13 protein-coding genes are annotated in these 14154 nt (G+C 57.6%); 8 read left to right on the forward strand and 5 right to left on the reverse strand.

Going from position 1 to position 14154, the window contains the following annotated elements; genetic code table 11:
- Positions 1-80 precede the first annotated feature (80 nt).
- Together gshB and FY156_16460 are read left to right on the forward strand one after the other, a co-directional pair.
- Positions 81-1040: a glutathione synthase gene (gene gshB / locus FY156_16455; GenBank protein UXS02948.1), complete on the forward strand. Its 960-nt coding sequence runs from the start codon at positions 81-83 to the stop codon at positions 1038-1040.
- Positions 1041-1230: 190 nt separating this feature from the next.
- A complete protein-coding gene (locus tag FY156_16460; protein ID UXS02949.1) occupies positions 1231-2763 on the forward strand; it encodes a YifB family Mg chelatase-like AAA ATPase in 1533 nt (510 codons plus the stop codon).
- A 123-nt stretch (positions 2764-2886) separates the two neighbouring features.
- Here the strand turns inward: FY156_16460 and cysK are convergent, their stop codons facing one another.
- From cysK to dut, 3 genes are all read right to left on the reverse strand, one after another.
- A complete protein-coding gene (gene cysK / locus FY156_16465; GenBank protein ID UXS02950.1) occupies positions 2887-3855 on the reverse strand; it encodes a cysteine synthase A in 969 nt (322 codons plus the stop codon).
- Positions 3856-3999: 144 nt separating this feature from the next.
- Positions 4000-4617 (reverse strand): LysE family translocator, encoded by a 618-nt coding sequence (locus FY156_16470; GenBank protein UXS02951.1) that lies wholly within the window; start codon positions 4615-4617, stop codon positions 4000-4002.
- Positions 4618-4697: 80 nt separating this feature from the next.
- The gene (dut, locus tag FY156_16475) at positions 4698-5168 is read right to left on the reverse strand and encodes a dUTP diphosphatase (GenBank protein ID UXS02952.1); all 471 of its coding nucleotides are present in this window, start codon (positions 5166-5168) and stop codon (positions 4698-4700) included.
- Positions 5169-5258: 90 nt separating this feature from the next.
- On the opposite strand from dut, the gene FY156_16480 reads away from it, so the two are divergent.
- The 3 genes from FY156_16480 (at position 5259) to FY156_16490 (ending at position 8561) form a co-directional block, all read left to right on the forward strand.
- Positions 5259-6842, forward strand: a complete 1584-nt coding sequence (locus tag FY156_16480) for a peptide chain release factor 3 (protein UXS02953.1) — start codon at positions 5259-5261, stop codon at positions 6840-6842.
- Between the two features lie 157 nt (positions 6843-6999).
- A complete protein-coding gene (gene coaBC / locus FY156_16485) occupies positions 7000-8205 on the forward strand; it encodes a bifunctional phosphopantothenoylcysteine decarboxylase/phosphopantothenate--cysteine ligase CoaBC (protein ID UXS02954.1) in 1206 nt (401 codons plus the stop codon).
- A complete protein-coding gene (locus FY156_16490; protein ID UXS02955.1) occupies positions 8202-8561 on the forward strand; it encodes an MmcQ/YjbR family DNA-binding protein in 360 nt (119 codons plus the stop codon). The genes coaBC and FY156_16490 overlap by 4 nt, the downstream gene beginning before the upstream one ends.
- Here FY156_16490 and ubiB read toward each other — a convergent pair.
- On the reverse strand, positions 8554-10128 hold the full coding sequence (gene ubiB / locus FY156_16495; protein ID UXS02956.1) for a 2-polyprenylphenol 6-hydroxylase: 1575 nt from the start codon (positions 10126-10128) through the stop codon (positions 8554-8556). The two genes, FY156_16490 and ubiB, sit on opposite strands and share 8 nt — an antisense overlap.
- Before the next feature lie 37 nt (positions 10129-10165).
- Positions 10166-10942 (reverse strand): bifunctional demethylmenaquinone methyltransferase/2-methoxy-6-polyprenyl-1,4-benzoquinol methylase UbiE, encoded by a 777-nt coding sequence (gene ubiE / locus FY156_16500; GenBank protein ID UXS02957.1) that lies wholly within the window; start codon positions 10940-10942, stop codon positions 10166-10168.
- Between the two features lie 144 nt (positions 10943-11086).
- Between ubiE and mutM the strand changes: the two genes are divergently transcribed.
- The 3 genes from mutM (at position 11087) to rpsT (ending at position 13286) form a co-directional block, all read left to right on the forward strand.
- Positions 11087-11983: a bifunctional DNA-formamidopyrimidine glycosylase/DNA-(apurinic or apyrimidinic site) lyase gene (mutM, locus tag FY156_16505; protein UXS02958.1), complete on the forward strand. Its 897-nt coding sequence runs from the start codon at positions 11087-11089 to the stop codon at positions 11981-11983.
- A gap of 35 nt (positions 11984-12018) precedes the next feature.
- Positions 12019-12792 (forward strand): enoyl-CoA hydratase, encoded by a 774-nt coding sequence (locus tag FY156_16510; protein UXS02959.1) that lies wholly within the window; start codon positions 12019-12021, stop codon positions 12790-12792.
- Between the two features lie 227 nt (positions 12793-13019).
- Positions 13020-13286, forward strand: coding sequence for a 30S ribosomal protein S20 (gene rpsT / locus FY156_16515; GenBank protein ID UXS02960.1), 267 nt, complete (start codon positions 13020-13022; stop codon positions 13284-13286).
- Positions 13287-14154: the final 868 nt, after the last annotated feature.

Below are 14154 nucleotides of genomic sequence, written 5' to 3' on the forward strand. Positions count from 1 at the left end.
ACAGAACGACCGTCGTGCAGCAGTTGCCTTTGAAGGCCTGCTGCCCTACATCTTTCGGGCTTTCTAAGAGGGACTTTTGCATGGCGAAGATCAAGAACGTCGCGATCCAGATGGATCATGTGTCTGGCATCAACATTGCCGGTGACTCCACTTTCGCGATGAGCCTTGAGGCCCAGGCGCGTGGATACCGCCTGTTCCATTATACGCCGGATCGTCTCTCCATGCGCGACGGCAAGATTTACGCCACGGTCGAGCAGATGGAACTGCGGGATATCAACGGCGATCATTTTTCGCTTTCCGAACCGGAGCGTGTTGATCTGTCGACGATGGATGTCATCCATCTGCGACAGGACCCTCCCTTCGACATGGCCTACATCACCTCTACGCATCTTCTGGAGCGCATTCACCCGAAGACGCTGGTGGTGAACGATCCTGCCTGGGTGCGCAATTCGCCCGAAAAGATCTTCGTGACCGAATTTGCCGATCTCATGCCTGCAACGCTGATTACCAAGGATGGTGCAGAGATTGCCCGCTTCCGCCAGGAGATGGGCGATATCATTCTCAAGCCGCTTTATGGCAATGGCGGTGCGGGCGTCTTCCATTCGGCGCGTGATGATCGCAATTTCTCGTCGCTTCTGGAAATGTTCGGACAGATGTTCCGCGAGCCCTATATCGCCCAGCAATATCTGCCGGACGTAAGAAAGGGCGACAAGCGTATCCTGCTGGTAGATGGTGAGCCGGTGGGGGCTATCAACCGCGTGCCTGCGGAAAATGATGCCCGCTCCAACATGCATGCCGGTGGCCGTCCCGAGCCGACCGAGCTGACGACGCGTGAAAAAGAAATTTGTGCGCGGATTGGTCCGGCACTTCGCGAGCGCGGGTTCCTTTTTGTCGGTATCGATGTCATCGGCGACTACATGACCGAAATCAACGTGACCTCGCCAACCGGTATCCGGGAAGTCAGAAAGTTCGGTGGAGCCGACGTCGCAAGCCTCCTCTGGGACGCGATCGAGAAAAAGCGCGAAGCGCAGGATCTCTGAACAGGCCGTCGTTCGGCGTGCTGATGCAACCTGTGTCACGCAAAACTCCGCATCCGGCCTGAACGTCGGCTGCGGCATTTGTTCTCTTAATGTTCTTGTTTTATTGTGTGCGCTGTGGCAGGCTGCCCGCGGTTGGCTGCTGGACGGGGCATAAGGCCTCGTTGATGTAGCTGGTTTGCGGGGGCGGGCCATGGTTGCAAGAGTTTGTACGGTTGCTTTTCAGGGTATCGAGGGCGTGCCTGTTGAAGTGCAGGTGATGGTGGCGCCGGGCAGGGTCGGCATCAATATCGTCGGTCTGCCAGACAAGGCTGTTGCCGAAAGCCGGGAGCGGGTACAGGCGGCGTTGCATGCCTCGGGACTTGCGCTCCCTGCCAAGAAAGTCACGGTAAACCTCGCACCTGCCGATCTGCCCAAGGAGGGGTCGCATTTCGATCTCCCCATCGCCCTTGGCCTGATGGCGGCACTGGGAGCAATTCCTTCGGACGCGCTGAATGGCTATCTGGTGTTGGGCGAACTGAACCTCGACGGCACCATCGGTGCGGTTGCCGGTGCTTTGCCCGCAGCTATCGCTGCCAATGTTCAAGGCAAGGGGCTCATATGTCCGGCCGAAAGCGGTCCGGAAGCGGCCTGGGCCGGGGCAGATATCGACATTCTGGCGCCGCGCAGCCTGATAGCGCTTGCCAATCATTTTCGCGGTACGCAGCATCTCTCCAGACCGCAGCCGACCATCCGCAGCAACCCGGCCAATCTCCCTGATCTTGCCGATATCAAAGGGCAGGAAAGCGCCAAACGTGCGCTGGAGGTCGCTGCCGCAGGTGGGCACAATCTCCTGATGGTCGGACCGCCGGGATCAGGAAAATCCATGCTGGCCGCCCGTCTTCCCTCCATCCTGCCGCCGCTCGAGGCAGCCGAGCTTCTTGAGGTGTCGATGGTGCATTCGATTGCCGGGCAACTCTCGGGCGGGAAACTATCGGATCGCCGGCCGTTCCGCACCCCGCATCATTCCGCCACCATGGCTGCACTTGTCGGCGGTGGACTGAAGGCGAAACCAGGGGAGGCGTCGCTTGCTCATCATGGCATACTCTTCCTCGACGAATTCCCGGAGTTTACGCCGCAGGCGCTGGATGCATTGCGCCAGCCACTCGAGACAGGCGAGTGCATTATTGCCCGTGCCAATCACCGCGTCAGCTATCCTGCAAATATCCAGCTCGTGGCGGCGATGAACCCGTGCAAATGCGGTATGGCGGGAGAGCCGGGCTTTACCTGTGCCAGAGGGCCTCGTTGCGTCGCAGATTATCAGGCGCGGATATCAGGCCCTTTGATGGATCGTATTGACATTCGTATCGATGTACCGGCCGTTTCGGCTGCCGACCTCATCCGCCCGGCGGTGTCTGAATCGAGCGCCGATGTCGCAGCCCGCGTTGCCCGTGCACGCAGGGCACAACAGGAACGCTACGCATTGGCAGGTGCGGCCGGAATTCGCACCAATGCACGCTGCTCGACTGCGTTGATTGAAAAATTCGCAGAGCCCGATGCTCCCGGTCTGCAATTGTTACGCGATGCGGCAGAGCGGCTGAAATTTTCTGCGCGTGGTTATCACCGCATTCTTAAAGTTGCCCGCACACTCGCCGATCTCGATGGCAAGGCCACAGTTGGCCGCATCCATGTTGCGGAAGCTGTGTCCTATCGTATTGCTGGACAGAGACTGACGGCGGCAGCCTGATAACACGGGCTGCTTGTCTCTGGTAATTGCCTGGCAACAGTACCGCACCCGTCAGCCGTCTTCTGAAGGAATACGACGCCCCGTCTCGCGCTTGCGGAACGGGGCGTTACATCTTGATGATGATTAGAGACCAAGCCCCTCGAATAGGGCCGTCGACAGATACCGTTCCGCGAAGGATGGAATGATGACGACAATGTTCTTGCCGGCATTTTCCTCGCGCGAGCCAACCTTGATGGCGGCTGCGAGTGCTGCGCCAGAAGAAATGCCAACCGGAACGCCTTCGAGGCTCGCCACGAGACGGGCCGTTGCAAACGCTTCGTCATTGGTCACGGTAACGATCTCGTCGTAGACCTTGGTGTCGAGAATGGCTGGCGCGAATCCGGCGCCAATTCCCTGAATTTTGTGTGGTCCAGGGTTACCGCCTGAAAGCACCGGGCTGTCAGCCGGTTCAACCGCGATAACCTTTACATCGGGCTTGCGGGATTTCAGAACCTGACCGGTGCCGGTAATCGTGCCGCCGGTGCCGATACCGGAGACCAGAATATCCACCTCGCCATTGGTGTCGTTCCAGATTTCTTCTGCCGTGGTCTTGCGGTGAATTTCCGGATTGGCCGGATTCTCAAACTGTTGCGGAATGATCGCGTCAGGCAGCGTTTCGGCAAGCTCCTGCGCCTTGGCAATCGCGCCCTTCATGCCCTTCGGGCCTTCGGTCAGTACCAGTTCCGCGCCAAGCAGAGCCAGCATCTTGCGGCGCTCGACCGACATGGTTTCCGGCATGGTGAGAATAAGCTTGTAGCCCTTTGCAGCAGCGGCAAAAGCGAGTGCGATACCGGTATTGCCAGACGTTGGCTCGACCAGTGTGGTCTTGCCCGGCGTGATCTTGCCCTGCGCCTCAAGCGCCTCGATCATGGCGACGCCGATACGGTCCTTGACGGATGCGATGGGGTTAAAAAATTCGAGCTTCGCCAACAGGTTGGCCTTAACGCCCTTTTCCTTTGCCAGCTTGTCTAGCCGCACGATCGGCGTGTCGCCAATGGTCTCGGTGATGGAGGAATAGACGCGTCCGCGCCCTGGTTTTCTGGTTTCCGACATGAGTGTCCTCCTGTGCTTTTGACCGGCATAAATTTCGCGCAGGATAGGGCGAATGAAAGGAGGATGCCAGAGAATGGATGTGCGTATGTGTCGATTTTCGGAGCGAAAAATACTTCAGGAAGCGAATTTTTCGGAAGAAAAACCTCAGGCAGACCTGATCGCGATCATCGCGGCTGTTCCGGCCAGAATGCCCGCAGCGGCGCGGTTGAGGATGGTCAGAGCGCTGGGCCGCTTGAGGAGCGCGCGAGCTTTCGAGGCCAACAGAATATACGGCAACAGAACCGCTATCAGCACAAGAAAGGTTACGCCCAGGAGCGTGGCGTATTCGGCTGCGCCAATCATACGGATATCGATCAATGTTGGCACGAGTGCCACATAGAACAGCATCGTCTTGGGGTTTCCGAGCGTGATGAAAAGCCCGGAGAGAAAGGACATGCCAATGCTCGTGCTTTTCCTGGCCTGCAGGTCCTGCGGCAGAAGTCCCGCCGTCCATAGCTTCCAGGCGATGTAGAGCAGGTAGGCTGCACCTGCAAACTTCAGCACCATGAAAGCTTCCTGAAAGGTCTGTGCGACAAAGGCAAGGCCAAGGATAACGGCCGTGAGGTAGACCATATCGCCAAGCACCAGGCCGAGCCCCATGAAGAAGGTTTCCCGAAAACCGGAGCCCAGAGCTCGCGCCACGATGGCCGTCATGCCGGGGCCAGGAATGGCGGCGGCAATGAAGAGTGCGGTCGCATAAGCGAGAATGGTGGTCACAGTCATGAAGGTGTCCTCGGTTACTGTGCGAGCGTTAACCGAAACCTCAGGCATTCACAACGTGGCCACCACGGCATCTTGTGTGATCAGACGCCGGTCGAACCAAAACCGCCGCCACCGCGCTCGGTTGAGGATGTCTCTGTGACCTCTCTCACAACGACCTGAGTTACCGGTGCAATCACCATCTGGGCAATGCGCATGCCGCGTTCGATAACAAAATCGGCGTCGCCGAGATTGGCGAGGATGACCTTCACCTCACCGCGATAATCGCTGTCCACCGTGCCAGGCGAATTCAGACAGGTAATGCCGTTCTTGATGGCAAGCCCGGAGCGCGGACGGATTTGCGCCTCATATCCAAAGGGGACCTCAAAGATGAAGCCGGTTGGCACAAGTGCACGGCTGCCTGGCTTCAACACTAGGGGCGTGTCGGCGGCTACAGCGGCACGAAGGTCCATGCCGGCTGCTCCGGCCGTTTCGTAGGAGGGCAGTTCGAGGCCCGTTCCATTGTCGAGGCGGATGAGCTTGAGAGCGGGGCGATTGTCATTTTGCTGGGTCATGCGGCATTAGTTTTCGCTCATGAGGCCAAGGTCAATTGCAAAATGGGGCCTGAAACGCTAGATAGCCCGCAATTCCACAGGATTTATGAAATGGCCGAAACACTTGCCGAGGCGGTCTCCCGCCGCCGCACATTTGCTATTATCGCGCACCCGGACGCCGGTAAGACGACGCTGACCGAAAAGCTGCTGCTGTTCGGCGGAGCAATTCAGCTTGCTGGTGAAGTGAAAGCGAAGAAGGATCGCATTCAGACCCGTTCTGACTGGATGAAGATCGAGCGAGAGCGCGGCATCTCCGTCGTCACCTCGGTCATGACCTTCGAATACAACGACAGGGTCTTCAACATCCTGGATACGCCTGGTCACGAAGACTTCGCGGACGATACCTATCGCACGCTGACGGCGGTGGATGCGGCCATCATGGTGATCGATGCCGCGAAAGGTATCGAGCCGAGAACGCTGAAGTTGTTCGAAGTCTGCCGCATGCGCGACATCCCGATCATCACCTTCATCAACAAGATGGACCGCGAGAGCCGCGATCCCTTCGAGATTCTCGATGAGGTTGAAGAGAAGCTGGCGCTGGATACGGCTCCAGTGACCTGGCCGGTCGGTCGCGCCAAGACATTCTGTGGAGCCTATAATCTTGCCCATAACACCTTCCGTGGCGTCGACACGCAGGTGGATGGTTTGCCGGTCAACGGTCCGCAGGCTGTCGCAGATCGGCTTCCGGAAAACGAACGCCATGCTTTTATCGAAGAGACGGAACTGGCGCTTGAAGCCTGCCGCCCCTTCGATCGTCAGGCGTTTCTGGAAGGCCACATGACGCCGGTCTTCTTCGGATCGGCCTTACGTAACTTCGGCGTGCGCGATCTCATCAATGCACTGGGTGAATTCGCTCCGCCGCCACGCGATCAGGTTGCTGATATCAGAACGGTTCATGCCGCCGAAGAAAAGATGACGGCGTTCGTCTTCAAGATCCAGGCGAACATGGACCCGAACCACCGTGACCGCATCGCCTTCGCCCGCATCTGCTCCGGCAAGCTGGAGCGTGGCATGAAAGCGCGGCTTGCCCGTACCGGCAAGCAGTTGGGTCTGACTGCGCCGCAGTTCTTCTTTGCCTCGCAGCGCCAGCTGGCCGACACCGCTTATGCAGGCGATGTGGTCGGCATTCCGAACCACGGCACTTTGCGTATCGGTGATACACTGACGGAAGGTGAAAGCCTGGTGTTCCAGGGCGTCCCGAACTTCTCACCGGAAATTCTGCGTCGTGTACGACTTGAAGATGCCATGAAGGCCAAGAAGCTGAAGGAAGCACTGCAGCAGATGGCGGAAGAGGGCGTCGTTCAGCTCTTCTCGCCGGAAGATGGTTCTCCGGCGATCGTCGGTGTTGTCGGCGCGCTGCAGCTCGACGTGTTGAAGGAGCGGCTGATGGGCGAATACGGCCTGCCGGTTTCCTTCGAAATGTCCCGCTTCTCCGTTTGCCGCTGGGTTTCCTCCGACCAGCCTGCGGAATTCGAGAAGTTCTTGAACGTCAAGCGTGGGGATATCGCCCGCGATCTGGATGGCGATCCGGTGTTTCTGGCACAGGACGCTTTCTCGCTGCGGTATGAAGCGGAACGCTACCCTGCGATCAAGATGGTCGCCATCAAGGAATATCACGTCGCCAAGGCGGCGTGATTCAACAGAATTGCGCCTTAAGTGCCAAGGACTTACAGCAGCGGGATTATACCTGCTGCTGCAAATTCGTGGTGTTGGAGCTCTTTACTGAAAACTGCTTCACAGTTGTGGGTATGCGCTATAGTTTCCCCGTCAAACGGGAAACTGGTCCGGCATCATGGCACTTTCAGGCAAACACATCCTTCTCATCATTTCCGGCGGTATCGCGGCCTATAAGAGCCTCGACCTTATCCGTCGTCTGAAAGAGCGTGGTGCGAAAGTCACCCCGATCATGACGAAGGGCGCGCAGGAATTCGTCACCCCGCTTGCCGTGGGTGTGCTGTCTGCAACCCATGTGTTTACCGAGCTTTTCTCAAGGCAGGATGAGCAGGACGTCGGTCACATCCGATTGGCGCGCGAGTGCGATCTCGTTCTGGTCGCCCCCGCTACCGCTGACATCATGGCCAAAATGGCGCATGGGCTTGCGGATGATCTCGCCTCGGCGGTCCTGCTTGCGACGGATCGCACGGTTCTGGTCGCGCCTGCCATGAACCCGAAAATGTGGTCTGCCAAGGCAACACAGCGCAACATCAAGGTGTTGAAGGGTGATGGCATCCACTTTATCGGACCGATGGCAGGTGAAATGGCCGAAAAAGGAGAAGCGGGTCTTGGCCGCATGGCTGAGCCCTTGCAGATCGTCGAGGCAGTTGAAACGTGTCTTGGCGGCAGCCCAGGGCCACTCAGCGGCAAGACAGCGATCGTGACATCAGGCCCGACACACGAGCCGATCGATCCGGTGCGCTACATCGCCAATCGTTCTTCGGGAAAACAGGGACATGCGATTGCTGCGGCACTGGCCGAGCTTGGCGCAGAGGTGACGCTGATTTCCGGTCCTGTTTCGATTGCTGATCCGGTGGGCGTCACGACCGTTCGCGTCGAACGCGCCGAAGAAATGCGTGACGCTGTCGTTTCCCGTCTTCCCGTTGATATCGCCGTCATGGTTGCTGCCGTCGCTGACTGGCGTGTGGCAAGTGCAACCGATCATAAAATCAAGAAACAGCCGGGCGATCAGCCCCCCGCTCTCCAGCTCACGGAAAATCCGGATATTCTGAAAACGGTGGGTCACCACGAAAGCCGCCCGAAGATCGTCGTCGGTTTTGCCGCCGAAACACAGAATGTCGAAACCAACGGTCGGGCCAAGCTGGAGCGGAAGGGTGCTGATTTCATCGTCGCCAACGATGTCTCGGCTGAAACCGGCATCATGGGTGGCGACCGCAACAGCGTGAAAATCATCTCGAAAGCGGGCATCGATGCTTGGCCGGATCTTGATAAAGCCGATGTGGCGAAGCGCCTTGCTGCGCTGATTGCGGAGAAACTCGTATGAGCCTGTTCGAGCGCAAGACCTTCGATACCACCTTGAAGGCGTGGCCGGGTGTCAGTTTTGTCGATCAGTGGGATTCGCACGTTGCCAAGGTGGGCGAGAAGGTTTTTGCGGTGCTGGGCGAGCGGGACAACTGGCGGCTGGTGGTGAAGTGCTCTGAGGAGAGCTTTGAAATTCTCACCTCATTGGAAGGCATCGGCCAGGCACCCTATTTTGCCAAGCGTAAGTGGATTTCGATCTCCGATCACGCACCACTCGAACCGGAAGAGCTGGAACATTATGTCCGCCGGTCCTATGAGCTGGTTGCCTCGGGCCTGACCAAAAAGCTCCGGACGGAGCTGGGTATCGTTTTTAGCTGACCTGGACGGCGATGTAGACAAGCGTCGCAGCAATCACCCAAAGCGCGATCCGGCCCCACTTGGTGTGGCGGGCTTCTGCCTTGCCGATAGCCTCTGCCGTCTGCGCATCGAAACGCAGGCCGTTTTCGCTCATTGCCATCAGATCGGCATGGAATTTTTCGGTTTTGGCGGCAATTTCCGGTGCCGCCTCGGCAAGTTTGACGGCGGCTTTCAGGCCGTCCTTCAGATCGGTAACGATACGCTTGGGGCCGAGATTGTCGCGAATCCAGCTTGCAACAACCGGGTCCGCCGCCTTCCACATGTTGAAGCGCGGGTTGAGAATGCGCGAAACGCCTTCCACCACCACCATGGTCTTCTGCAGCATGACCAGTTCGGGCCGTGTTTCCATGTCGAACAGCTCGGTGACTTCGAACAGCAGCGTCAGCAGCTTGCCCATGGAGATGGTTTCTGCGGGCTGACCATGGATCGGCTCGCCAATGGCGCGGATCGCCTGTGCGAAGCTGGCAATATCGTGGTGGCCCGGCACATAACCGGCCTCGAAGTGGACTTCCGCCACACGCATGTAGTCGCGGGTAATGAAGCCGTAGAGAATTTCGGCCAGGAAACGGCGTTCCTTTTTCCCCAGACGTCCGGCAATACCCATATCCACGGCAACGATCATGCCCTGCGGGTCGACGAAAAGATTGCCGGGGTGCATGTCGGCGTGGAAGAAACCATCGCGCAGCGTGTGCCGCAGGAAAGACTGGATCAGCGTGTCGGCGAGCGCGTTGAGGTCGTGACCGGCGGCTTTGAGCCCCTCGATATCGGACATCTTGACGCCGTCGATCCATTCCATCGTCACGACGTCGCGGCCGGTGCGTTCCCAATCGACTTCCGGGACACGGAAGCCTGGATCGTCTTTTGTATTCTCGGCGAGTTCGGAAAGGGCCGCAGCCTCAAGCCGGAGGTCCATCTCGATCTTGGTCGTCTGCTCCAGCGTCCGCGTCACCTCAACTGGACGAAGGCGGCGGGCGGATTTGACGAAGCGCTGCTGCAGGTCGGCGATCAGGTACATGGCTTCCAGATCGTTCTGGAAGCGCTGGCGGACGCCGGGGCGGATGACCTTCACGGCGACCTTGCGTGGTCCTTTGGGTGTATCGATCGTGGCGGGATGCACTTGCGCTATGGAAGCGGCCGCAATCGGATCGCCGAAGTCACGGTAAAGCTCGGAGACCGGACGTCCCAGGGAGCCTTCGATATTGGCCTTTGCCGCCGCCACGGGGAAAAACGCCATCCGGTCCTGCAGGCTCGCCAGATCATCGGCAAACTGCGCCCCGACAACATCCGGCCGGGTCGCCAGAAACTGTCCCATCTTGACGTAGGACGGCCCCAACCGTTCCACAGCCGTCGCCAGTCGATCGCTGCGAACGGCACGTTTTGCCTTGCTGCGCGCAAACGGCTTCAGCAGTGCTTTGACGAGATGCGCTGACGGCGGCATGTCATCGGCAGGCAAGGCCAGCACCACGCCTTCGCGCACGAGAACCCAGCCGACTCTTGCGAGACGGAAATATGCGCCAAGAGTGCTCATGCGGATGCTTTCTTCCTGCCCTTACCAGCCATGTCGATCAGAGCTTCCAGCCGGAATGCAGGGCGGCAATGCCGCCGGTATAATTGGTATAGTTGACGCGAGAGAAGCCGGCAGTCCGGATCATCGTCGCAAAATCATCCTGATTGGGGAACTTGCGGATCGATTCCACCAGATACTGGTAGGGCTCGGCATCGCCGGTAATCATCTTGCCGAACTGCGGAATGGCGTTGAACGACCAGGCATCGTAAACGCGGTCGAGAAGCGGCATTTCGACTTCGGAGAATTCCAGCACCAGAAGGCGTCCACCACGTTTCAGTACGCGATGTGCTTCCTTGAGCGCCACGTCGATGCGCGGTACGTTGCGGATGCCGAAAGCGACCGTATAGGCGTCAAAGCTGTTTGCCTCGAAGGGCAACTCTTCGGCATTGGCCTCGACGAAGGTCAGGTTGTCGGAAAGCTTCCTCTTGGCGGCGCGTTCTTCGCCAACTGCCAGCATCGAACCGTTGATATCGAGCACGGTGGCGTGAGCGAGACGATTGGATGCCTCGACGATACGAAACGCGATATCGCCTGTGCCGCCGGCCACGTCCAGAATCTTGTATGATGCTTCTTTGCGCGGTGCCAGTGCAGCGACCATCGCGTCCTTCCACAACCGGTGCATGCCCGCCGACATCACGTCGTTCATGATGTCATAGCGCTTGGCAACCTTATGGAAAACCTCGTTGACCAGTCCCTGCTTCTTGCCTTCGTCCACCTTGTGGAAGCCATAGGAAGTTTCCATACCGCCATCGGCGGTCGTGCGGGCGTCGGTCATCGTCGGTCTCCGTATTTATTGCGTTGCGGACCATAGCGGAAACGCCATGGCAGCGCTATCTGTTGCGGGCATCAATTGACCGCGACATTTCGCACGCACTCTATAGACCACTTGGTCCTAACGATAAACACCCGGATAAGCCAGATGCCAGAATTGCCTGAAGTCGAAACCGTCAGACGTGGCCTCACGCCCGCCATGGAAGGATCAACGATCCGAAAGGTGTATCTCGGTCGTCCGGACCTGCGGTTTCCTTTTCCGGGAGACTTTGTTTCGTTGATCGAAGGAAAGCGGATCGTCTCGCTTGGTCGAAGGGCGAAATATCTGCTGATCGAGCTTGAGGACGGGCTGACGGTCATCTGCCACCTTGGCATGTCGGGCTCGTTCCGTGTGGAAGTGGACGACACGGAAAGCGCACAGACGCCGGGGGAGTTCCACCATGCTCGCTCCAAGGATGGAAAGCACGATCACGTCATCTTTTATCTTGAGGGCAATCAGGGCCGCGTTTGCGTCATCTATAATGACCCCCGCCGGTTTGGTTTCATGCATCTGGTCGAGCGGAACAAGATAGATCTTTATCCCGCTTTCGCCGGGCTCGGACCCGAACCGACAGGCAATGCCTTGAGCGCGGATTATCTGGCCTCGAGATTTGCCGGCAAAAGCCAGCCATTAAAGACGACCTTGCTGGATCAGAAGGTCATTGCGGGTCTTGGCAACATCTATGTCTGCGAGGCTCTCTGGCGCGCGCATCTCTCGCCGCTTCGCGCGTCGGGAACGCTGGTGACGGCGACAGGAAAACCCAAGGCCCAGCTTGTCGAGCTAACCGAAAAGATCCGCGATGTGATTGCCGATGCGATTGCGGCCGGGGGCTCTTCGCTACGGGATCATATTCAGACCGACGGCACACTCGGATATTTCCAGCATTCCTTCTCCGTCTACGATCAGGAGGGCGAGCCTTGCCGCACACCCGGTTGCAAGGGTACCGTTGAACGGGTCGTACAGGCAGGACGTTCGACGTTTTATTGTGCCGCCTGCCAGAAGTAGTTCGGCAACACGTAAACTAAGAAAGGGAGGCCGCTGTGGACTATGAAACGATACTGGTGGAGAAACGCGACGAGGTTGGCGTCATAACGCTCAACCGGCCGAAGGCGCTGAATGCGCTCAACTCGGCTCTGCTGAAGGAACTGCGGCATATCCTTGCCTCGTTCTCCGCGGATGATTCCATTGGCGCCATCGTGATAACCGGCTCCGAAAAGGCATTTGCTGCCGGCGCTGATATCAAGGAAATGCAGTCTCTCGATTTCGTGGATGTCTATGTCGGCGATTTTCTTGGTGGTTGGGATGAGGTTGCGGCGACCCGCAAGCCGGTCATTGCCGCGGTTTCGGGCTTTGCTCTCGGCGGCGGATGCGAACTGGCAATGATGTGCGATTTCATTATCGCCTCGGATACGGCTAAGTTCGGCCAGCCTGAGATCACCCTTGGTGTCATTCCGGGCATGGGCGGCTCTCAGAGGCTCACCAGAGCTGTCGGCAAGGCAAAGGCGATGGATATGGTGCTGACGGGTCGCATGATGGATGCGGCAGAGGCTGAGCGCGCCGGCCTAGTATCGCGCATCGTGCCGGCAGCCAGCCTCGTCGAGGACGCAATAGAGGCGGCAACGCGTATTGCTTCCCTGTCGCGTGCTTCCGTTGTCATGGCCAAGGAGAGCGTCAATCGCTCGTTCGAAGTGTCGCTTTCGGAGGGACTAAGATTTGAACGCCGTCTGTTTCAGTCGCTGTTTGCGACAGATGACCAGAAGGAGGGAATGGCTGCTTTCATCGAAAAGCGCAAACCCGCATTCAGGAACCGTTAGAGTCTCTGTAATGGAATAAGGAAACGCGCTAAGGATTCGGAATAACGGCGTTTTCAGTGAAATTGCGCGTTGACGGGCGTCCGCTTTAACGGTATATGCCCGCCCACGGTTACGGAAAGCCATCCGGCTTGTCCGAAATTACTCCCGCATTCTTGGGTTACGTGAGGTCGTAGAACGACCCGATCCTGTGGTTGCGGAATTTGGTTCGAATTCGAAGAGAGGCATACATGGCCAATACAACTTCGGCGAAAAAGGCGACCCGCAAGATCGCTCGCCGTACCGCAGTCAACAAGGCTCGCCGTTCGCGCGTTCGCGGCTTCATCCGCAAGGTTGAAGAAGCCATCGCATCGGGCGACCTGGCAGTAGCCACCGAAGCTCTGAAGGCTGCTCAGCCGGAAATCCAGCGCGCTGCTACCAAGGGCGTTCTGCACGGCAACACTGCTTCCCGCAAGGTGTCTCGCCTGGCGCAGCGTGTTAAGGCACTTTCCGCCTAATCCGGCTAATCACAATTCGCTATTTAAAAAGCCTGGCCTTTGGCCGGGCTTTTTGTGATTCTAACCGTACTTTAATCTTTCTTGATGTAGCGTGACAATAGCATGTCAAGGAGGCGACACAAAAAGCGGTTATAAATCAAATACTTGCTGGAGGTCGCCTTGAAACGCCGAGGCTTTCTTTACGGAAGTCGTGGCAAGTTTCGAGTCAAGATAATTTTTATTTTTTTGCCAAAATCGTCTCGCGGAAAACGAGAAATTTGAATCTCATTGATTCATAAGAGATTCTGCTTCGGGCCGTTCCCGTGATGCAAAACGGCTTTCCTGAGTCAATGGCCGTTGTTCGTTTTTGCAGAAAAAACGCCATTGATCTCTGCCATCGATCCTGCCTAAATGCATTTCAACAAGGGGCGCGGATCTCAGTCCACAGATTATCTCGATGATCGTATCGGCGATATTCACCCTTGTTGCGGGCGGATCTTTAGGGGTTCGTTTTTTCAGTTCATGGAGCTATTTGCGCCGTTCCGATCTCGGAGCGAACGGGTAGTCTTTGCCTGAAGAAATACATGTTTAGGTTGCAACGAAAGGAGTGTTGTTAGCGTATCGCAGGCCTCTCCATGATGAAGAGGGAAATGGGATAACCGGCTCGCGAACGAGTAGCGCTTTGGACAATTCTTGCGAGGGGAATGTCGAAAGCAAGAATAACACGAGGGGGATCCCTGACGGTGAATTTGATCGTCAGGCTATGATTGGCAATTTGAAAGGCGGCAATATGCAATTGAATTTGGCGATGGGTGCGGTGGCGGACGGGGACCGTGCACCAAAGGCATCCGATGCAGCTTGCTCTGACGCGGCAGGGGACAAATCGACA

It is taken from the genome of Agrobacterium tumefaciens (assembly GCA_025559845.1).
Taxonomy (GTDB): domain Bacteria; phylum Pseudomonadota; class Alphaproteobacteria; order Rhizobiales; family Rhizobiaceae; genus Agrobacterium.

Bases quoted from the DNA above. Each gene is read 5' to 3' on its own strand.
- gshB (UXS02948.1), top strand. From the start codon at position 81: ATGGCGAAGATCAAGAACGTCGCGATCCAGATGGATCATGTGTCTGGC.
- FY156_16460 (UXS02949.1), top strand. From the start codon at position 1,231: ATGGTTGCAAGAGTTTGTACGGTTGCTTTTCAGGGTATCGAGGGCGTG.
- cysK (UXS02950.1), bottom strand. From the start codon at position 3,855: ATGTCGGAAACCAGAAAACCAGGGCGCGGACGCGTCTATTCCTCCATC.
- FY156_16470 (UXS02951.1), bottom strand. From the start codon at position 4,617: ATGACTGTGACCACCATTCTCGCTTATGCGACCGCACTCTTCATTGCC.
- dut (UXS02952.1), bottom strand. From the start codon at position 5,168: ATGACCCAGCAAAATGACAATCGCCCCGCTCTCAAGCTCATCCGCCTC.
- FY156_16480 (UXS02953.1), top strand. From the start codon at position 5,259: ATGGCCGAAACACTTGCCGAGGCGGTCTCCCGCCGCCGCACATTTGCT.
- coaBC (UXS02954.1), top strand. From the start codon at position 7,000: ATGGCACTTTCAGGCAAACACATCCTTCTCATCATTTCCGGCGGTATC.
- FY156_16490 (UXS02955.1), top strand. From the start codon at position 8,202: ATGAGCCTGTTCGAGCGCAAGACCTTCGATACCACCTTGAAGGCGTGG.
- ubiB (UXS02956.1), bottom strand. From the start codon at position 10,128: ATGAGCACTCTTGGCGCATATTTCCGTCTCGCAAGAGTCGGCTGGGTT.
- ubiE (UXS02957.1), bottom strand. From the start codon at position 10,942: ATGACCGACGCCCGCACGACCGCCGATGGCGGTATGGAAACTTCCTAT.
- mutM (UXS02958.1), top strand. From the start codon at position 11,087: ATGCCAGAATTGCCTGAAGTCGAAACCGTCAGACGTGGCCTCACGCCC.
- rpsT (UXS02960.1), top strand. From the start codon at position 13,020: ATGGCCAATACAACTTCGGCGAAAAAGGCGACCCGCAAGATCGCTCGC.